The sequence below is a fragment of the Streptomyces sp. NPDC059037 genome, from assembly GCF_042740015.1.
Classification (GTDB): Bacteria; Actinomycetota; Actinomycetes; order Streptomycetales; family Streptomycetaceae; genus Streptomyces.
Map to the genome: position 1 here is coordinate 1 of NZ_JBHYIG010000043.1, position 17,211 is coordinate 17,211.

Consider the following 17,211-nt stretch of genomic DNA (forward strand, 5'->3'; position numbering starts at 1 on the left):
CAACATTCCTGTGAAATCTCTAGCCCGTCCGGCGATTGAGGACGAACTCGGCGGAGCCGGTGATCTACGGCCACCTCGCGGCCGGCGGAGCCGGAAATTTCGGGAAGGGGCGGGGTTGGGGAAAGAAGCCCCGCAGGGCCCACCCACGCACCCGCACCCAACACCCCACCGGGAGACCCACATGCACGACGACCGCACCCTCATCGAAGCCCGCCTCAAGCGTGTCCTCGACGAGCGCATCCGCCCCGCCGTATACCCGGAATCCGTCCCCCTGGACGTAGCCGTATGGACCGCCCCGGGTGAACCCGTCCCCGTCGCCGAAGGTCTCGCCGCCACCCCCGAGCCGACCACCGTCGGCGCCCGCTGGGGCGCCCCCTGGGCCACCAGCTGGTTCCGGGTGACCGGCACCGTCCCCCAGGAGTGGGCCGGGAAGACCGTCGAGGCCGTCCTCGACCTCGGCTTCGACGAGAACATGCCCGGCTTCCAGTGCGAAGGCCTCGTCTACCGCCCCGACGGCACCCCGGTGAAGGGCCTCAACCCCCGCAACCAGTGGGTCAGGATCGCCGCCCCGGCGACCGGCGGCGAGGACGTGCACCTGCACATCGAGGCCGCCTCCAACCCCGTCATCCTCGACTACCACCCCTTCCTGCCCACTCAGCTCGGCGACAAGGAGACGGCCGGCAGCGAGCCCCAGTACACCCTCGCCCGCATGGACCTCGCCGTCTTCGACGAGACGGTCTGGCAGCTCGTCATCGACCTCGAGGTCCTCGGCGAGCTGATGGCGGAGCTGCCCACCGACTCCGCACGCCGCTACGCCATCGTGCGCGCCATCGGCCGCGCCCTCGACGCCGTCGACCTCCAGGACGTCAACGGCAGCGCACCCGCCGCCCGCGCCGAACTCGAAGGCGTCCTCGCCACCCCCGCCGAGCCCTCCGCGCACCGCATCAGCGCCGTCGGCCACGCGCACATCGACTCCGCTTGGCTGTGGCCGCTGCGCGAGACGGTGCGGAAGGTCGCCCGTACGACCTCCAACATGACCGCGCTGATCGAGGACGAACCGGACTTCGTCTTCGCCATGTCGCAGGCGCAGCAGTGGGCGTGGGTGAAGGAGCACCGGCCCGAGGTGTGGGCGAAGGTCAAGAAGGCCGTCGCCGACGGGCGGTTCGTGCCGGCCGGCGGCATGTGGGTCGAGTCGGACACGAACATGCCGGGCTCCGAGGCGATGGCCCGTCAGTTCGTGCACGGCAAGCGGTTCTTCCTCGACGAGTTCGGCATCGAGAACGACGAGGCCTGGCTGCCGGACACCTTCGGGTTCGCGGCCGGGCTTCCGCAGATCATCAAGGCCGCGGGCGCCAAGTGGCTGCTCACGCAGAAGATCTCCTGGTCGCAGACCAACCGCTTCCCGCACCACACCTTCAACTGGGAGGGCATCGACGGGACCCGGATCTTCACGCACTTCCCGCCCGTCGATACGTACAACTGCTCCATGAAGGGCAGCGAGATCGCCCACGCGGCGAAGAACTTCAAGGACAAGGGCGTCGCCCGGCACTCGCTCGCGCCGACCGGCTGGGGTGACGGAGGCGGTGGCACCACGCGCGAGATGATCGCGAAGGCGGGACGGCTGCGGAACCTGGAGGGCTCGGCGACCGTCGAGTGGGAGACCCCCGCGGCCTTCTTCGAGAAGGCGGCGGCCGAGTACCCGAACGCCCCTGTCTGGGTCGGCGAGTTGTACCTCGAACTGCACCGTGCCACCCTCACCAGCCAGGCCGGCACCAAGCAGGGCAACCGCCGCAGCGAGCATCTGCTGCGGGAGGCCGAGCTGTGGGCCGCGACCGCGGCCGTGCGCGATGCCGAATTCGACTACCCCTACGAGCAGTTGGACCGGATCTGGAAGACGGTCCTGCTCCACCAGTTCCACGACATCCTGCCCGGCTCGTCCATCGCCTGGGTGCACCGGGAGGCGCGGGCCACCTACGCGGCGGTCGCCGACGAGCTGAACGGCATCATCGACGCGGCCCAGCGTGCGCTTGCGGGGGACGGCGGCACGGGAACCCTCGTCTTCAACTCCACCCCGCACACCCGCGACGGCGTCCCGGCGGGAGGCGCGCGCCCCGCCCTCGTCGACGGGCAGTCGGCGATCGCCTCGCGGGCAAACGGCGGTTACGTCCTGGACAACGGTCTGCTGCGGGTCGAGATCGACGCCCGCGGGCTCATCGTCTCGGCGTACGACATCGCCGCCGACCGGGAGACCGTCGCACCCGGCCAGGTGGCGAACCTGCCGCAGATCCACGCCGACTTCCCGAACATGTGGGACGCGTGGGACGTCGACGAGTTCTACCGCAACACCGTCACCGATCTCACCGAGGCGGATGAGGTCGTGCCGGGGGACGGCGGCGCTTCGGTCCGTGTCGTGCGCGTCTTCGGGGACTCGAAGCTCACGCAGGTCCTGTCCCTGGCGCCCGGCGCCGCGCGCCTGGACATCGACACCGAGGTCGACTGGCACGAGACGGAGAAGTTCCTGAAGCTGGCCTTTCCGCTGGACATCCACGCCGAGCGGTACGCGTCGGAGACCCAGTTCGGCCACTTCTACCGCGCCACGCACACCAACACGAGCTGGGAGGCCGCCAAGTTCGAGGCGTGCAACCACCGCTTCGTGCACCTGGAGGAGCCGGGCTGGGGTGTCGCGCTGGTCAACGACTCGACGTACGGGCATGACGTGACGCGGACGGTCCGGGAGCCGGACGCCGGGACGACCACGACCGTGCGTGTCTCGCTCCTTCGCGCCCCCCGTTTCCCCGACCCCGAGACGGACCAGGGCGTGCACCGGTTCCGGCATGCGCTGGTGCCGGGGGCGGCGATCGGCGACGCCGTGCGGGAGGGGTACCGGATCAACCTTCCGGAGCGCCGGATCGCCGGTGGCGCGGAGGTGGCCCCCTTGGTGACCGTCGACAACGACGCGGTCGTCGTCACCGCGGTCAAACTCGCCGACGACGGCAGCGGTGACGTGGTGGTCCGTTTCCATGAATCGCGCGGCGGCCGGGCGCGGGCCACGCTGACGGCGGGCTTCGGCATCGGCTCGGTGACGGTGACGGACCTGCTGGAGCGTCCGCTGGCCGACGCCCCGTCCCCGGAGCGGGCGGGCGAGGGCGTCGCGGTGCGGCTGCGGCCGTTCGAGCTGGTGACGCTGCGGCTGACCAGGGCGTGATCCGCAGGCGATCCCGCTGCTGAAGGCCGCCGGAGGGGCGGTGGCGACGACCGCCCCTCCGGCGGCCTTGGCCGGTCAGCCGGTGATGGTCACGCAGGGCAGGCCCACGCTCTCGCCGCCGCGGAAGCCCTCCGCGCACAGCCGGGTGCCCGCCGGGAAGTGGCGCTGGGGGTAGGCCTGGTCCCGGTAGGTCCGGAACGCGGCGACGTCCTCCGTCTTGGTGTTGGCGCTCCAGCCGTTGGTGGTCCAGACGCGTGCGTGGATGCGGTGCGGCTGGTTGGTGTTGATGACCGACACCTCCACCCGGCCCAGATAGGTCCCTGAGTCGTACGTCTGGATGCAGACCGAGTGGTTGCACCACTTGCCTTCGGCGACGGCCGACGGGCCCGCGGCGATGACGCAGCCGAGTGCGGCGGCCGCTGCCGCGATCCAGGTGGCGAGCTTCTTGGTGATCTCGTGCATGGTGGAAAGCCCCTCAATCCTTCGTCATGGCCCGCGACGGAATCGCCGGGCCCCGGCAGACCAACGCGAGGCAAGATCGTCAGTTACGCGCATCCCTGCTGGCGCCTCACGGTGTTCTCTGACTAAAGTCAGAGAATGGACCCAGTGGACCCAGTGGACCCAGTGGACCCGGCGGGCGCGGCGGGCGAAATGCCCCAGGGGCAGATCGAACAGGTGCGCAGGTTCAATCGCACCGTCACCGAGCGTGTGGGCGTGCTGCACGACCGCTACCTGGGCCGCGACCGGCCCATCGGCGAGGCCCGGCTGCTCTGGGAGATCGGCGCGGGCGGCCAGGACGTACGGCGGCTGCGCGAGCGCCTCGGGCTCGACTCCGGTTACGTGAGCCGGCTGCTGCGCTCACTGGAGGCCGACGGGCTCGTGGCGGTGGAGCCGCAGCCCCGGGACAGGCGGGTGCGCACCGTCCGGCTCACCGAAGCGGGCCTCGCGGAACGTGCCCTGCTCGACGACAGCAGCGACGAGCTTGCGGGCGCCATCCTGGAGCCGCTCAACGCCGATCAGCGCGCCCGTCTTGTGGCCGCCATGGCTGAGGTCGACCGCTTGCTGACCGCCGGCACGGTCACGCTCGACGTCGTCGACCCGGACCACCCGGACGCCCGGCACTGCCTGCTGTCCTACTTCGCCGAGCTGCGGGAGCGCTTCGACACGGGCTTCGACCCCGAGCGGAGCCTGCTGCCCGATGCCGGTGAACTCCGGCCGCCGCACGGCCTGTTCCTCGTCGCGCGGACGCACGGCGAGCCCGTCGGCTGCGCCGGTCTGAAGCTGCCGCCCGGCGCCCCGGCCGAGATCAAACGCATGTGGGTCGCGCCGCACGCGCGGGGGCTCGGCCTCGCCCGCCGGTTCCTCGCCGACCTGGAGGCGCGGGCCGTCCGGCACGGCTGTGAAGCGCTGCGCCTGGACACCAACAAGGCACTCAGTGCCGCGATCGGCCTGTACCGTTCCTCCGGTTTCCAGGAGGTCGCCGCCTTCAACGACGAGCCGTACGCCCATCACTGGTTCGAGAAGCCCTTGCCGGTCACGGACTCTTCTCAGGACCCCAGGCCTGCGGCCCGGCCCCGCGCCACTCGATGAGCTCCGGGTCGTCGATCGCCGTGTCGGCCTCGGGCAGGCCCGCCCGGCGCAGGAACTCCAGCACATCGAACAGGTAGAAGGCCGTTCCCACGTCTTCACCGCGGATCGTGACCCGCCGGCCACCGTCCGGCGACGGCGGGTGCACGACCACAGGGGCATGTCCTGACATATGTCAATGATGCCGCTGGCGGCGTGCCTGTGCACGCCACCGCTCGCGGACCAGCGAGACGCCGACCACCAGCACCGCGAGGAGCACGGACAGCAACACCTGGATACGACCGCCGCCCGGACTGTCGTCAGTGAGCATGTAGACCAGGATGAACGAGATCATCGCGATGGTGACCCACGTCAGATACGGGAAGAGCCACATCCGGACGATGAGCTTCTCCGGGTTCTCGCGCAGGATGATGCCGCGCATCCGCAGCTGCGAGAAGCAGATCACCAGCCAGACGAAGAGCGCGACCGCGCCGGAGGAGTTCAGCAGGAACTGGAACACCGTGTCCGGCCACAGGTAGTTGAAGCCGACCGCGACGAAGCCGAAGACGACGGAGGCCAGGATCGCGGCCTGCGGGACGCCCCGGCCGTTCGTCCGGGCGAAGGCCTTCGGGGCGTCACCGCGCCGGCTGAGGGAGAAGGCCATGCGGGACGCGGTGTAGAGCCCGGAGTTGAGACAGGAGAGCACCGCGGTCAGGACGATGACGTTCATGACCTGGCCGGCGTGCGGAATGCCGATCGAGTCGAGGGCCGCGACGTACGAGCCCTTCTTCTCGATCGAGGGGTCGTTCCAGGGGAGCAGCGAGACCACGACGAGGATCGAGCCCAGGTAGAAGACGCCGACCCGCCAGATGACGCTCTTGGTGGCCTTGGCGACGGCGCGCTGCGGGTCCTTGGACTCACCGGCGGCGAGGGTGACGATCTCGCTGCCCATGAAGGAGAAGACGACCATCAGTACGCCGGTGAGGACGGCGCTGGGGCCGTGGGGCAGGAATCCGCCGTGCGAGGTGAGATTGCCGAAGCCGGTGGCGGCGTTGTCCGAGCCGGGCAGCACACCGAAGATCGCCAGGGCGCCGAGGCCGATGAAGGCGGCGATGGCGACGACCTTGATGCCCGCGAACCAGAACTCGAACTCGCCGAAGGAGGCGACCGATGCGAGGTTGGTGGCGGTGAGGACGGTCATCACGATGAGCGCCCAGCCCCACTGAGGGACGGCCGGCATCCAGCCGTTGAGGATGACGGCACCCGCGGTGGCCTCCACCGCGAGCACGACGACCCAGAAGAACCAGTACAGCCAGCCGATGGAGAAACCGGCCCAGCGGCCGAGCGCCCGGTCCGCGTACGCCGAGAAGGACCCCGATGTCGGGTCGGCGGCGGCCATCTCGCCGAGCATCCGCATCACCATGACGACCAGGGTGCCGACCAGCGCGTACGACAGCAGGATGCCGGGACCTGCGGCGGCGATGCCGGAGGCGGAGCCCACGAACAGGCCCGCTCCGATGACACCGCCGATGGCGATCATGGACAGATGGCGGTTCTTGAGGCCGGACCGCAGCTCCGCATCGTGCGGAGCCGTGCGGTCCCCAGGGGGAGCGGGAGGGGAGTCCGCGGGGGCAGGGGGAAGTGAAGTCATCTCGACATCCAGTGAGTTGGGACGGGTCGTGCGAGGGGTGACTACGTGCTGGATCGCCTTGGCGGCACATCGCCTCGGTGACAAGGCGGGAGCGGGCCGCGCTCTCCGTGTTCCGGCGCGGGGCAGGGGGATGGGGACGTGACGGCTGCCGCGCTTGAGCCCTTCGCGCCGCCTCCTTGTGAGAGGTGAGCCGCGTCACTGGCCGGAATGGATTTGCGACAGCGTATGCGGAGAGATGAGGTGGATTATTTGTGAACGGCCACAAAACCCCCCTCGATCACTGGCCGGTCGGCCAATGCCGAATCCGGGATGCGCGGGGACCATGGGGCCGCCCGTGCGCGGGCCCCGGCCGTGACGTCAGCTGGTCGGCCGGACAGGGCCGCGGGGCATTCCTTGGCCCGCAGCACAAGGGCCTCGTCCCGGCCCCGGCCTAGCGTGAGTGGCTCCAGACCACCCCCCGAACGCGTCGATCAAGGGGGCTCCATGCACGGGGACGACATGCCGGGTCAGCCGGACGGGCCAGCGGACGAAACAGCGGACGGGACAGCCGACGGCATCGTGGTGATCGGGGCGACCCCGCTGGCCCGCCGGGTCTGCGCGGCCCTGTGGGAGAGCGGGCACCCGGTGGACCACCTCGCCGCGCCGGACGACCAGGACCTCCGGCAGGCGCTCGCCGCCCGGCCGGTCCGCGTGGCCGTCCTCGTGGGCGACGACCTCGCCGCGCTCCGCTACGCGCTTGCGGTACGGCACGTCAGCAGCACCGTCCGGATCGTCGTCACGGTCTTCGACCGGACCGTGGCGCAGCAGCTCAAGGCCCTGCTGCGCCGCTGCGAGCCGGTCTCACCCGCCGACCTCATCGCGCCGACCCTGGCCGGCCTGTGCGTCGACCCCGATGCCCGCGACGTACTCGCCGTATGGGATGACGGGAACGGCCCCGTGGCGGTCCGCCGACGCGAGGGCCGCCTTGTCGAGACGCCATGGCGGCCCTCTCCCGCGGCGCGCCGGCGAGCCCTGTCGGGGCGGCTGCGCGGTCAGCTGCAGCCCCACGACGCGGACGCCCGTCTGCTGCTCATCGGTCTGCTCGGCATCGCGACGGTCCTCACGCTGGACTGGCTGTGGCTGGTCGCCGTCTTCCACAAGCCGGCAAGTACCGCCTTCCTGGAAGCCGCCCGGGTCGTCAGCGGCGTCGGCCCGGCAGCCCCGCACGACGGCCATCCCGTCTACGAGTGGGTCTCCGGGGCGGCGATGCTGATCACGGTGGGTTTCACCGCCCTGCTGACCGCGGGAATCGTCGACCGGCTCTTCGGGCCGCGCCTTGTCGGGGTCCTGGGGCCTCGGGTGCTGCCCCGTGCCGGGCACGTCATCGTGGTGGGGCTCGGCCAGGTCGGCCTGCGACTGTGCCAGACGCTGCGCCAGCTGGGCGTGCCGGTGATCGGGGTCGAGCGTGAGCCGGCCGCCCCGAATCTCCGCCTCGCACGGTCGATGGGCATCCCGGTGGTGCTCGCGCACGGCGAGGATCGTGCGGTGCTCGCACGGCTCGGTCTGGGGCGCGCCCAAGCACTCGCCGCGGTCGGCTCCGAGGAGTTGGACAACATCGCCGTCGCGGTCGCCGCCCATGGCGTGGCACCCGATGTCCGGGTGGTGCTCAGGGCGGGCGAGGACGAGGCGATCGCCGAGACCCGCTCGCTGCTTCCTCTCGGTCTGACCCGCGACATCACCCGGACCAGCGCGGCGTACGTGACCGCTCACCTGACCGGCGCCAGGCCCCGCCGGGTCGTGGCCGACGCCGACTGCGACCATGTCGACCTGCCCGGTCGCGGCCTTGTCGCCTGGCCGGTCCCGGCCCGGGACGACTGCGGGCGAGCCGTGCTCTGCGGCGCGCTCACACCGCGTCGTCCGGTGGAACCGTCTGCTCGGTCCAGATGATTTTGCCGGTCGACGTGTAGCGGGTGCCCCACCGCCGGGTGAGCTGCGCGACGATGAAAAGACCACGCCCGCCCTCGTCGGTGGTGCGGGCGTGCCGCAGGCGCGGTGCGGAGCTGCCGGTGTCGGAGACCTCGCAGATCAGGGCGGACTGCCGGATCAGCCGCAAGGTGATCGGTCCGGTGGCGTGCCGGATGGCGTTGGTGACCAGTTCGCTGACGATCAGCTCGGTGGTGAAGAGCAGCTCGTCCAGGCCCCACTCCGTCAGCTGCCGTCCTGCGAGGCTGCGGGCATCGGCGACCACGGCCGGGTCGGACGGCAGGTCCCAGGAGGCGACCTGGTGGGCACCGAGGGCGCGGGTCCTGGCGAGCAGCAGGGCGGCGTCGTCGGACGGCGACCGGGTGAGGAGCGCCTTGACCACGCTCCGGCCGATCTCCTCGAGGTTCGGCCCGGTCACCGCCAGGGCGTTGCTCAGCCGGGCGAGACCGACGTCGATGTCCCGGTCGCAGGTCTCGATCAGGCCATTGGTGTAGAGGGCGAGCAGGCTGCCCTCGGCCAGTTCGAGCTCGACGGATTCGAAGGGCAGCGCCCCGAGGCCGAGCGGCGGTCCCGCGGGCAGGTCGGGGAAGTCGACGGCGCCGTCGGGGGTGACGATCGCGGGCGGCAGGTGGCCGGCCCTGGCCAGCGTGCAGCGCCTCCTCACCGGGTCGTACACGGCGTACAGACACGTGGCACCCGTGAAGGTGGCGGCCACGCTCTCGTTCCCCGCACCCGCCGATTCGTCGGAGCCGTGCTGCTCGACGAGCCCGATGACCAGGTCGTCGAGGCGGGCGAGGAGTTCATCGGGCGGCAGATCCAGGTTGGCCAGCGTCTGCACGGCGGTGCGCAGGCGTCCCATGGTGGCCGCGGCGTTGATGCCGTGTCCGACGACGTCCCCCACGACCAGGGCGACGCGGGCCCCGGACAGCGGGATCACGTCGAACCAGTCCCCGCCGACACCGCTCGGGGCGTCCGCGGGGAAGTACCACGAGGCCACGTCGACGGCGGATCCCCCGGCCAGGTCGTGCGGCAGCAGATTGCGCTGCATCACACGGGCCGCGGTGCGCTCGCGGGTGAAGCGGCGGGCGTTGTCGACACACACCGCGGCGCGGGCGACGAGTTCCTCGGCGAGCTGGATGTCGCCCTCCTCGAACGGGCCGAGCCGCCGGGACCGTACGAACGTCGCGGCGCCCAGGGTGGCACCGCGCGCGAGGAGCGGCACGACGAGCACCGAGCGGAAGTCGAAGTCGCGGATGTCGGCGGCCCGCGCCGGGTCGTCGGTGACCCATCCGCTGGTGGCCGCGTCAAGGATCGGTTCGACCAGGGACCGGCTCTCCAGGAGGCAGCGGGAGATCGGCGACGAGGGCGAGCGCGGGACGGCTTCCCCCACGGCCCGGCTGGATTCCGGGCAGCCCGCACGGACCGACCCCTGGCCCGACCGGCGGAGGGCGGGTGCGCCGTCGACCGGGCCGGGCAACGGCTCCTGGCCGCTGATGACCGAGTCCAGCAGGTCGACGGTGACGAAGTCGGCCAGCGGCGGCACGCTGACATCGGCCAGTTCCTGCGCGGTCCGTGTGACATCCAGCGTGCTGCCGATCCGCGCACCGGCGTTGTTCAGCAGGGCAAGGCGCCCCTGGGCCTGCCAGCGCTCGGTGATGTCGATGACCATGTACCAGATGCCGACGCGCCGGCCGTGCGGGTCCTCCAGGCCGAAGAACGAGGCCGAGTAGACGCGCTCCTCGTGGGGGTCCGCGTACGTGGGGCTGCGGAACTCGTACTCCATGACCGGGGACCCGGTCTCCAGGACATGGCGCATCCGCGCGTCGAACGCCTCGGCCTCCAGCTTCGGCAGCACCTCGCTCACCAGCCGGCCGAGCCGGCGCTCCAGGGGGATCAGGCGTTCCAGTACGTCGTTGACCCAGACGTAGCGCAGATCGGTGTCCAGCACGGCCATGCCGACGGGTGCGTGGGCGAGGAACGGCTCCAGCATCAGCTGGTTCACCCCGCCGCCCGGCACCCGCCATTCCTTGAGCGCGAGGACGGACCAGCGCTCCCGTCCCGCCGCGTCGACGAGCGGCGTCACCTGCACCGCGAGTTGCACGCTCCGGCCGTCGCGGTGGCGCGCCGCGACCGAGCCGCTCCAACTGTCCGCGGCGCGGCACCAGTTGGCGACGGCGGCCGCGCGTGCCTCGTCCCCGGGGATCGCGAGCAGTTGGGCCGCAGGACGGTTCAGGATCTCTTCCGCCGGATGGCCGAGCAGCCGCTCGGCCGCCCTGGTCCACCCGATGACGGTTCCCGCAGCGTCCAGTTCGGCCATGGCGGCGCCGGCGATGTCGCATGCTCGGTCCGAGCCGTCCGGCAGGGCATTCTCCGAGGTCATCTTCGCCAGCCCGTCATCAGCCCGTCATCTCAACTGCGCATAGTGCACATTCTAGTGAGAATCACCCGGAAAGCCGCAGCTGCAGCATGGCGAGCAGCCGCTGATCGGGACGGCTCAGATCGAGACCGGTCAGCTGCTCGGCCCGGCCGATCCGGTAGCGCACGGTGTTGGGGTGCACATGCAGCTGGGCGGCGGCCGCCCGCACATCGCCGAAGGCGTTCAGGTACGCCAGGATCGACTCGGCAAGGCGCCCTTGATGCCGGCTGTCATGGGCGGTCACGGCGGTCAGCCGGGGGTCCCGCATGTCGGGGCGGTCGGCGAGCAGCGCGAGCACTTCGCTGACCAGGACCTCCGCCTGGATGTCCGGCAGCGCGGCGACCGTGGTGGCGACATCGGCGTTCACCATGGCGTCGAGGATCCGGTCCGCCTCCCGGCGCGACTGGGGGACCTTGCCGAGGCCAGGCACGATGCAGCCGACCGATCCGCGCAGCGCCAGGCCCAGGTGGCGGCGTGCGGTGTCGGCGATGTCCTGCCCCCAGCCGCGCAGTGTGCCGATGTCGATGCTGCGCGGCAGCTGCGGGAGCAGGACGTAGATGCGGTGATCGCCCTCCGTGACCAGGGCGGCGCGGTGCCGGGCTGCGGTGTGCACCGAGATCAGGTTGGTGACCTCGGCGCGGGCCAGCTCGGCTCCGGTGGCCTCGGTCGCCCCGTACGAGAAGCCGAGGACCGCGGCCGGGCGTGCGGCGTCGAGGCCCAGATGGGCGGCGAGCGGCTGCGGGCCGCTGCTGCCCTCCAGGAGCCCGGCCGCGAGGGTGCGGGCGAGCGTCACGTCCGCGGAGAGCTCCCGGCGGCGGCGCACCAGGTGGAGCGCGGCGACCCGGGCCGCGCCGAGCAGCGCCTGGTCCGAGCGCTCGGTCAGCGGCGTCGATCCCTCCTGGACCCAGATGGTGCCCAGCTGCCGGTCCCCTGACCGGATGGCGATCGCGAGCCGGCGGCGGATCCCCAACTCGGGGTGGCTGTCGACATTGATCACGTCGTCGGAGGTGCGAAGCCGCTGGAACACACCCCATTCGCGCAGCCGCGCCAGATACGCCTCCGGGCCCTGCCACCCCAGGATGGACTGCCGCCGCAGGTCGTCGGCCCCGTCGTGGTCGGCGGAGCGCGAGTAGGCGAGGACCCGGTTGGCGGTGTCCTCGATGCTGACGATGCCGCCGGTGAGCATGGCGGTGGTCTGGGCGAGCGAGAAGAGGTCGCCCTCATCGGCGTCCTCGGTGGAGCCGTCCACGGGTGCGTCGTCGAGGGCGGCCCTGGCGATCGCGTCCACCTGGTCCCAGCGCGCCTCGCCACGCACCGAAAGCAGCGCGACCCCCGCATCGGCTGCGGTCTCGCTGAGGGCGGCGGCCTGTCCCGGAGCGTCCACCTTGACGGCGACGGCGGCGGCTCCGTCGCGCCCGGCCGCCCGCAGCGCGGGGAAGGCGGCGCGGCCGCGGACACCGATGGCGAGCACCAGCTCCCCGGCGTGGGCGACCGGCGGATCCTCGGGATCGAGCAGGGCCACACTGCGGATCTCGACGTCAAGGCCCGCGGGTGCGGTCTGCAGCTCCACCAGGGGCTCGCCGAGCGACATCAGCAGCTGGCGCAGGCTGATGCCGGCGGTGGGTGGTCCCGCGGCGGGTGATTCCATCGTCGGCGCCTCTGCTCGGGTCGGGTTGCCTGGCCTCATGGCGAGGATGACCTGATGAGAGCACTCGCACATCACGTCACGGCAAGCATCCGATCACGTCATGACCGGCAGGGGGAATCCCGCTACTCGTCCAGCTGGGCCCGCAGCCACTCCTCGACCTCGCCCACATGCGCCGCGGCGGCGGCCCGTGCCGCCTCCGGGTCGCGGGCCACCAGCGCCCGGTGGATGCGGGCGTGCTCCCGGCGCGTCCGCTCGAACGCGCCCTCCTCCTGGTAGCCGCGCCACACCCGCGCGCGGAACGTGCGTGAGGAGAGGCCCTCCAGGATGGCGGCCATCGTGTCGTTGCCGGCCGCGAAGGCGATGGTGCGGTGGAACGCCAGATCGTGGGAGAGGATCTCCTCGGGGTCGTCGGTGGCGTTCATCGCCTCCAAGTGCTTCTCCACATCGGCCAGTTGGTCGGCCGAGATGCGCGCGGCGGCCAGCGCCGTCGCGGTGGACTCAAGGACCCGGCGGACTTCGAGGAGCTCGACGAGCCGGGGCCCGCGCGACAGATCGGCCACCACCCCGAAGGTCTCCAGGAGATCCCCGGCCTCCAGCTGGGTGACGTAGATGCCCGATCCGTGCCGGGCCTCCAGGACGCCCATCACGGTCAGGGCGCGAATCGCCTCCCGCATGGAACTGCGCGAGATGCCCAGCTGCGTCGCCAACTCCCGTTCGGTGGGCAGCCGTTCACCCGGTTCGAGCCGGCCCTCGCCGATCATGGCCTTGATCTGCTCGATGGCCCGACCGGTCACGGTGCCCTTCTGCGGGGCGGTCTGGTCCACGTGACGCTCCTCCACTGGCTGAGTGCGCCGCAGTCTAACCAGAGATGTGGTCCGACCACTACGGCCTGAAAGCGGGGAAAGTTGGCGACGAGGGGTGTTGTGAGCGCCAAGTGGTCTGATAAATATTCGCCCATCAGTCGCCAGGACTCGCAAGGACTTCGTCCGATCACGCTCGATGAGGAGCCGTCAGATGGCCGGCAGAACAGTTCGCAACAGGCCCAGCAGCTTGGGGACTTCGCGGGCGGTGCGGATCGCCGCAGCGGCCGCCTGCGCGTCCCTCGTGCTCACGGCGTGCGGCAGCACCAAGGACACCGCGTCCGGCGGTGGCGGGGGAGGCGGCGGCGAGGGCAAGGTCGGCGTGATCCTGCCCCTGCTGACCTCGCCGTTCTGGCAGTCGTACAACGACTACGTGCCGAAGATGGCGAAGTCCGAGGACGTCGACGCGATGAAGACCGTCAACTCCAACAGCGACCCGTCGCAGCAGATCACCGACATCAACAACCAGCTGAATCAAGGGGTCAAGGGCCTCGTCGTCGCGCCCCTCGACAGCGCCGCCATCTCCGCGGGACTCGACCAGGCCGAGCGCAAGGGCGTGCCCGTGGTCGCCGTCGACGTCGCCCCCGAGAAGGGCAAGGTCGCGATGGTGGTGCGGGCCAACAACGTCGCGTACGGCGAGAAGGCCTGCGCATACCTCGGCAAGCAGGTGAAGACCGGCAAGGTCGTCCAGATCATGGGAGACCTCGCCTCGGTCAACGGCCGTGAGCGCTCCGAGGCGTTCCGCACCTGCGTGAAGAAGAAGTACCCCAAGCTGAAGGTCCTGGAGATCCCCGCCAAGTGGGAGTCCGACACGGCGGCCTCCAAGCTGGACACGCTGCTCAACTCCAACCCCGACATCAAGGGCATCTACCTGCAGGCGGGCGGCGTCTATCTCGCGCCCACCCTGCAGACCCTCAAGTCCAAGAAGATGCTCAAGAAGACGGGCGAGAAGGGCCACATCACCGTCGTCTCCAACGACGGCATCCCGCAGGAGTTCGACGCCATCCGCAAGGGCCAGATCGACGCGACCGTCTCGCAGCCCGCCGACGCCTACGCCAAGTACGGCATGTACTACATCAAGGCCGCGATGAACGGAAAGAAGTTCAAGCCGGGGCCGACCGACCACGACTCCACGATCGTGAAGCTGCCCAGCGGCATCCTCGAGGACCAGCTGCCCGCACCCCTGGTCACCAAGGAGAACGTGGACGACTCCAAGCTCTGGGGCAACACGGTCAAATGAGTACGCCGATGAGCAAGCCCCCCACGACGGGGCCGACGCCGCTCGTCGAGGCGAGCGGCATCGTCAAGCGGTACGGACCCACCGTCGCCCTGCAGGACGGCCGTCTCACCGTCCTGCCCGGCGAGTCCCACGCCCTCGTCGGCCGCAACGGCGCGGGCAAGTCCACCCTGGTCACCGTCCTCACCGGACTGCAGGCCCCGGACGCGGGCACCGTCCGCTTCGACGGCGAGCCCGCGCCGCCGCTCGCCGACCGCGACGCCTGGCGCCGCAAGGTCGCCTGCGTCTACCAGAAGCCGACCGTCGTCCCCGATCTGACCGTCGCCGAGAACCTCTTCATCAACCGGCAGCCCGAGGGCCGCGGCGGCTTCATCAGCTGGCGCAGGCTGCGGGTGGAGGCGGCGCAGGTCCTCGACACCTGGGACGTGCGCGTCGACCCGGACGCGCGCACCGCCGACCTCAAGGTCGAGGACCGCCAAATGGTGGAGATCGCACGGGCGTTGAGCTTCGGCGCCCGCTTCATCGTCCTCGACGAGCCGACCGCGCAGCTCGACAACCGCGAGATCGAGCGGCTCTTCACGCGGATGCGGGCACTGCAGGAATCCGGCGTCACCTTCCTCTTCATCTCGCACCACCTCCAAGAGGTGTACGAGGTCTGCCAGACCGTCACCGTCCTGCGCGACGCCCGCTGGATCACCACCGCGCCCGTGGCCGAACTGCCGCGCGCCGCCCTCGTGGAGGCGATGGCGGGCGAGGCCCTGACGGAGCAGGCCGCGGCCGAGGAGTCCGTCGCCCGGACCGAGGTCCCCGCCGACGCCCCGGTGATGCTCGACGTCAGAGGCCTCACGAGTGAGTCGTACGCGGACGTCGACCTGACCGTCCGCAAGGGCGAGGTCGTCGGCCTCGCCGGATCCAGCGGCAGCGGCAAGATCAACCTGGCGGAGACCATCGCCGGACTGCACACGCCGACCGGCGGCACCGCTCAACTGGACGGCAGGCGACTGCCGTTCGGCGATGTGACCGCCACTCTGCGCGCCGGCGTCGGCTGTGTGCCGCGCGACCGGCACGACCAGGGCCTGGTCTTCGGCATGTCCATCGGCGACAACGCCACGATGACCGTGCTCGACCGGCTCGGGAAGTACGGCTTCGTCGGCACCGAACGCAAGCGCGGCTTCGCCGAGGAGCTGATCGACCGCCTCGACATCCACGCCGAGGGCCCCGATCAGCCCGTGTCCGACCTCTCCGGCGGCAACGCCCAGAAGGTCGTCATGGCCCGAGCGCTCGCCTCCGACCCGCGGCTTCTCGTCCTCATCAACCCGACGGCGGGCGTGGACGTGAAGTCCAAGGAGTCCCTGCTGGCCCGCATGGACAACGCCCGGGAGGACGGCACGGCCGTCCTGGTCGTCTCCGACGAACTCGACGACCTGCGCCGCTGCGACCGGGTGCTTGTCCTGTTCCACGGCCGGGTGGTGGCGGAACACGCGGCGGGTTTCAACGACCACGACCTGATCGCGTCGATCGAGGGGGTCGGCGTGACGAGCCCCGTCAGGGGCGCGGGGAACTGCGCGACCAGCCACAACGGGCCCGCAGCCGAAAATCAAGGAGACCACCATGGCTGACCTCAAGGCCCCGGCCGCGCAGGCCACTCCCGCACAGAAGACCTCCGTCGATTCCGCCTCGGCGAAGAGTATCCTTCTACGCCGCGCGCGCGAACTCGCCCTGGTTCCAGCCCTGTTGCTGCTCATACTCCTCGGCACCCTGGTCAACGACTCCTTCCTCACCGAGCGCAACCTCATCTCCATCCTCGGCGCCTCCGCGGCCCTCGCGATGGTCGTCCTCGCCGAGTCGCTGGTCCTCATCACCGGCAAGTTCGACCTCTCCCTGGAGTCGGTCGTCGGCATCGCGCCCGCCGTCGGCGCACTCCTGGTGCTGCCCGCCGCGCAGGCCGGCTTCGGCACCGAGATGCCCGCCGCGGTGGCCCTGCTCGCGATCCTCGTGGTCGGCGCGGTCATCGGCGCCTTCAACGGCATCCTCGTGGTGAAGCTCAAGCTCAACGCGTTCATCGTGACGCTCGCCATGCTGATCGTGCTGCGCGGACTGCTCGTCGGTGCCACCGAGGGCAAGACGCTCTTCGGCATGCCCGACGCCTTCTACACTCTCGCCACCTCCACCTTCCTGACCATCCCGCTCTCCGTGTGGCTCGCGGCGGCCGCCTTCGGCATCGCGGGCTTCGTCCTCAAGTACCACCGCGTGGGGCGTGCGCTGTACGCGATCGGCGGCAACGCGGACGCGGCGCGCGCCGCCGGTATCCGGGTGGAGCGCGTGATGCTCGGCGTGTTCGTCGTCGCCGGTGTGCTCGCCGCCCTCGGCGGGCTGATGCAGACCGGGTACGTCGGCGCGATCAACGCCAACCAGGGCCAGAACATGATCTTCACGGTGTTCGCGGCCGCGGTCATCGGCGGCATCAGCCTCGACGGCGGCAAGGGCACCATGTTCGGCGCCCTCACCGGCGTACTGCTGCTCGGTGTCGTCCAGAACCTGCTCACCCTCGCCCAGGTGCCGTCCTTCTGGATCCAGGCCATCTACGGCGGAATCATCCTGGTCGCCCTGATGATCGCGCGCGTCACCACGGGGCGCGCACAGGACTGACCCCGTTCTGGTTCAGC

Annotated in this window: 12 protein-coding genes; 6 read left to right on the forward strand and 6 right to left on the reverse strand. The window is 70.8% G+C overall.

From position 1 onward, the window contains the following. Positions 1-181: 181 nt before the first annotated feature. A complete protein-coding gene (locus ACFWY6_RS12125; RefSeq protein WP_384688146.1) occupies positions 182-3,205 on the forward strand; it encodes an alpha-mannosidase in 3,024 nt (1,007 codons plus the stop codon). A 75-nt stretch (positions 3,206-3,280) separates the two neighbouring features. Here the strand turns inward: ACFWY6_RS12125 and ACFWY6_RS12130 are convergent, their stop codons facing one another. Beyond that, positions 3,281-3,667: a hypothetical protein gene (locus ACFWY6_RS12130; RefSeq protein WP_384688148.1), complete on the reverse strand. Its 387-nt coding sequence runs from the start codon at positions 3,665-3,667 to the stop codon at positions 3,281-3,283. A gap of 189 nt (positions 3,668-3,856) precedes the next feature. Here ACFWY6_RS12130 and ACFWY6_RS12135 point away from each other — a divergent pair, with 189 nt between their 5' ends. Further along, the gene (locus ACFWY6_RS12135; RefSeq protein WP_384688219.1) at positions 3,857-4,795 is read left to right on the forward strand and encodes a GNAT family N-acetyltransferase; all 939 of its coding nucleotides are present in this window, start codon (positions 3,857-3,859) and stop codon (positions 4,793-4,795) included. Here the strand turns inward: ACFWY6_RS12135 and ACFWY6_RS12140 are convergent. Next, entirely contained in the window at positions 4,740-4,964 is a 225-nt protein-coding gene (locus ACFWY6_RS12140; protein ID WP_266872725.1) for a hypothetical protein, read from the reverse strand. The two genes, ACFWY6_RS12135 and ACFWY6_RS12140, sit on opposite strands and share 56 nt — an antisense overlap. A 3-nt stretch (positions 4,965-4,967) precedes the next feature. Beyond that, on the reverse strand, positions 4,968-6,422 hold the full coding sequence (locus ACFWY6_RS12145; RefSeq protein WP_384688151.1) for an amino acid permease: 1,455 nt from the start codon (positions 6,420-6,422) through the stop codon (positions 4,968-4,970). 483 nt (positions 6,423-6,905) lie between these two features. Here ACFWY6_RS12145 and ACFWY6_RS12150 point away from each other — a divergent pair, with 483 nt between their 5' ends. Then, on the forward strand, positions 6,906-8,348 hold the full coding sequence (locus tag ACFWY6_RS12150) for an NAD-binding protein (protein WP_384688154.1): 1,443 nt from the start codon (positions 6,906-6,908) through the stop codon (positions 8,346-8,348). Here the strand turns inward: ACFWY6_RS12150 and ACFWY6_RS12155 are convergent. The 3 genes from ACFWY6_RS12155 to ACFWY6_RS12165 form a co-directional block, all read right to left on the reverse strand. Then, entirely contained in the window at positions 8,305-10,764 is a 2,460-nt protein-coding gene (locus ACFWY6_RS12155) for a SpoIIE family protein phosphatase (RefSeq protein ID WP_384688157.1), read from the reverse strand. The genes ACFWY6_RS12150 and ACFWY6_RS12155 overlap by 44 nt on opposite strands. Before the next feature lie 61 nt (positions 10,765-10,825). Next, positions 10,826-12,448 carry a PucR family transcriptional regulator gene (locus ACFWY6_RS12160; RefSeq protein WP_384688159.1) on the reverse strand — a complete coding sequence of 541 codons (1,623 nt, stop codon included), beginning with the start codon at positions 12,446-12,448 and terminating at the stop codon, positions 10,826-10,828. A gap of 122 nt (positions 12,449-12,570) precedes the next feature. Continuing rightward, positions 12,571-13,272 (reverse strand): FadR/GntR family transcriptional regulator, encoded by a 702-nt coding sequence (locus ACFWY6_RS12165; RefSeq protein WP_384688161.1) that lies wholly within the window; start codon positions 13,270-13,272, stop codon positions 12,571-12,573. 190 nt (positions 13,273-13,462) lie between these two features. On the opposite strand from ACFWY6_RS12165, the gene ACFWY6_RS12170 reads away from it, so the two are divergent. From ACFWY6_RS12170 to ACFWY6_RS12180, 3 genes are read left to right on the forward strand one after another with little or no spacing between them, the layout of a single operon-like run. Continuing rightward, positions 13,463-14,548, forward strand: coding sequence for a sugar ABC transporter substrate-binding protein (locus tag ACFWY6_RS12170; protein WP_384688164.1), 1,086 nt, complete (start codon positions 13,463-13,465; stop codon positions 14,546-14,548). A gap of 8 nt (positions 14,549-14,556) precedes the next feature. Further along, positions 14,557-16,164, forward strand: coding sequence for a sugar ABC transporter ATP-binding protein (locus ACFWY6_RS12175; RefSeq protein ID WP_384688167.1), 1,608 nt, complete (start codon positions 14,557-14,559; stop codon positions 16,162-16,164). After that, positions 16,157-17,194: an ABC transporter permease gene (locus ACFWY6_RS12180; RefSeq protein ID WP_384688170.1), complete on the forward strand. Its 1,038-nt coding sequence runs from the start codon at positions 16,157-16,159 to the stop codon at positions 17,192-17,194. The genes ACFWY6_RS12175 and ACFWY6_RS12180 overlap by 8 nt, the downstream gene beginning before the upstream one ends. The last annotated feature ends 17 nt before the right edge of the window (positions 17,195-17,211 follow it).